Annotated in this window: 2 protein-coding genes; both read left to right on the top strand. The window is 67.7% G+C overall.

All coding sequences use genetic code 11. The annotated features are described in order from the left end of the window. Window positions 1–45 precede the first annotated feature (45 nt). Complete coding sequence (locus K8V84_RS17145) at window positions 46–978, top strand: PrgI family protein (RefSeq protein ID WP_304076113.1); 933 nt, start codon at window positions 46–48, stop codon at window positions 976–978. A gap of 1 nt (window position 979) precedes the next feature. After that, complete coding sequence (locus tag K8V84_RS17140; RefSeq protein WP_304076112.1) at window positions 980–2773, top strand: VirB4 family type IV secretion system protein; 1794 nt, start codon at window positions 980–982, stop codon at window positions 2771–2773. Window positions 2774–2879: the final 106 nt, after the last annotated feature.

Raw genomic sequence — 2879 nt, 5'->3', positions numbered from 1 at the left:
CCGCTGTTCGATCCACCCACTCCTCGTCCGCGAAAGAGGCGCTGAATGTCGCGCGTACGTATGCCCGCCGACGTGGAACGCGAGGACAAGATCCTCGCCGGGCTCACCGCCCGCCAGCTCGCGATTATCGGGGTGCCCGGTGTAGGGCTGTGGGTCGCCTACAGAGGCCTCGGCCATCTGGTGCCGCCGATCGTGTTCGTGGTCGTTGCGGTCCCGGTGATGGGCGCGGCGGTGGCCGCCGCGCTGGCACGGCGGGACGGACTCAGCTTGGACCGCCTCCTACTGTCCGCCTTCAGGTTTGTTCGCTCCCCCAAGCGTCGCGCCACCGGAGCACCTGCCGCTGAAGCCTTGCCTTCGTGGGTGGATGCCACCGCCCCATCGCTGCCCAGCCCGCTGGATCTGCCGGTGAAGTCGATCTCCGATGACGGAGTCGTGGACCTGGCCGAACACGGCTGCGCCGTGCTGGTGTCCTGCTCCACGGTGAGTTTCGCACTGCGCACCCCCGCCGAACAGGCCGGGCTCGTGGCGGGTTTCGGGTCCTACCTGAACTCGCTCAACAGCCCTGTGCAGCTGTTGGTGCGGGCCGAGTCCATCAAGTTGGACCCCTTGGTGAACGCCCTGGACCGAGCGGCACCCACAATGCCGCACCCGGCACTGGAGCGCGCCGCCCGCAACCACGCCGACTTCCTCGCCGACCTGGCACAAACACGGGATCTGCTGCGACGGCAGATCATCCTCGTGGTGCGCGAGACCGGCGGTGATGCCTCCCATGCTGCGAGTTCCGTACGGCGCAGGGCTGCGGATGCTGTACGCGGTCTATCCGCTGCCGGGGCCCGTGCTCAGGTGCTCAGCGGCGGTCAGGTCGCCGGGATCCTCGCCTCCGCAGCCGACCCTGCCAGTAAACATGTACCTCCCGAAGAGCTCTCCAGCCCCACGTCTGTCATCACCGGCCCCACCACAACTGCCGAGGAGGCCTGAGATGTTCGCCCGCAAGAAGAAGCACGCCAGAAGAGCTGATGGTGTGGGTCCGGTGGCCGTCGAGGTGGAGATCGCACCCCGGCACCTGCGCGTAGGGGGCGGGGTCAGCGCGTCGTGGGCGGTGACCGGTTACCCCGCCGAGGTGGGACACGGCTGGGCCGAACCCCTGCTCACCTACCCCGGCCGGGCGGACGTGTCGCTGCACATCGAACCGATCCCGCCTCAAACCGCCGCCGACCGGCTCCGACGGCAGATGTCCAAGCTCGAAGCCTCCAGCCGCACCACGGCGGAGAAGGGCAAACTCGAAGACTTCGAGGCCGAGGTGGCCGCCGAGGACGCCCGCGAGATGGCCGCGTCCCTGGCCAGGGGCGAAGGCAAGTTGTTCAGAGTCGGGCTGTACCTGACCGTCCACGCGCCCTCAGAGGAGGCACTGGCCGAGGAGGTCGACCACGTCCGGTCGCTGTGTTCGTCGATGTTGCTGGACGTGCGGCCCGCCTCCTACCGACAACTCCAAGGGTGGATCGCCGGCCTCCCGTTGGGTGTGGACCTACTGGACCAGCGGCGCAGCATGGACACCGCCGCACTCTCCGCAAGTTTTCCCTTCGCCTCCCCCGACCTGGCTGTCGAGACCACTGACAGAGCCGTGCTGTACGGACTCAACGCCAGCAGCTCTGGGGTGGTGGTGTGGGACCGGTGGTCCGGCGACAACTACAACAGCGTGGTGCTGGCCCGCAGCGGCGCCGGGAAATCGTACTTCTGCAAGCTCGACCTGCTCAGAAGCCTGTACTCGGGCGTGACCGCAGCGGTTATCGACCCCGAAGACGAATACACCCGCCTCACCCAAGCCGTGGGTGGGACGGTTCTTCGGCTCGGGGAACCCGGTGTCCACGTGAACCCCCTGGACCTGGCGGTGGACTCCACCGCCCGACGCGACGCCGTTTCCCGACGTGCGCTGTTCCTGCACACCTTGATGGCGGTGATGCTGGGCGGCGCCCTGTCCGCCCGTCAACGCGCCGCGCTCGACCGGGCTCTGATTGCCACCTACCGAGAGGCTGGGATCACCGGTGAGGCCTCGACTTGGTCCCGCCCGGCTCCGCTCCTGACGGATCTGGTGGCCACCCTGGCGGCCGATGCTGACGAGCACGCCCAAGACCTCGCCGTCCAACTCCAACCGTACGTGGCCGGTTCCTACAACGAACTGTTCCGATCGCCCACCACCCAGCGGCCGACCGGGCACCTGGTGTCGTGGTCGCTGCGCCGGCTGCCCGACGAGCTCAAGGCCGTAGGGACGATGCTGGCTCTGGATTCGATCTGGCGCACCGTGGCCGACGCCACCCCCGACCACCCCCGCATGGTGTTGGTGGATGAGGCCTGGATGCTCATGTCCGAGCCCGAAGGCGCGAAGTTCCTGTTCCGGTTGGCCAAGGCGGCGCGTAAGCGTTGGACCGCGTTCGGTCTGGCCACGCAGGATGCAGCGGACGTGCTCGGCTCCGACCTGGGTAAAGCCATTGTGGCCAACGCGAGCACGCAGATCTTGATGCGCCAGGCCCCGCAGTCCATCGACCAAATCGCCGGCACGTTCTCCCTCTCCGAGGGCGAGCAGCAGTACCTGCTCACCGCCGCTCCTGGCGATGCCCTGTTGTGCAGCGGCTCGGATCTGCGGGTGGCCTATCGGGTGGTGGCCAGCGACGCCGAACATGCCTTGGTGACCACCGATCCGGCCGAGCTCGCCGAAGCCGGTGAAGTCTCCCCGTCCCTGGATCTGGGTGATGAGGACGAGGAGGATTTCCTGTGAGTGAGCCCCTGGTCGATATCTGGGCCGTGATCGTTTCCCTACTGGCTCTGGTCGCTCCGGCGGTCATCCCGTTCTGGTGGGTCCCACTGGTCGGGGCCACGGTGTT

The sequence above is a fragment of the Nocardiopsis listeri genome, from assembly GCF_020741345.1.
Classification (GTDB): domain Bacteria; phylum Actinomycetota; class Actinomycetes; order Streptosporangiales; family Streptosporangiaceae; genus Nocardiopsis; species Nocardiopsis listeri_A.
Note: the sequence above shows the minus strand (reverse complement) of the source record. Positions and strands in the feature narration are given on the sequence as shown.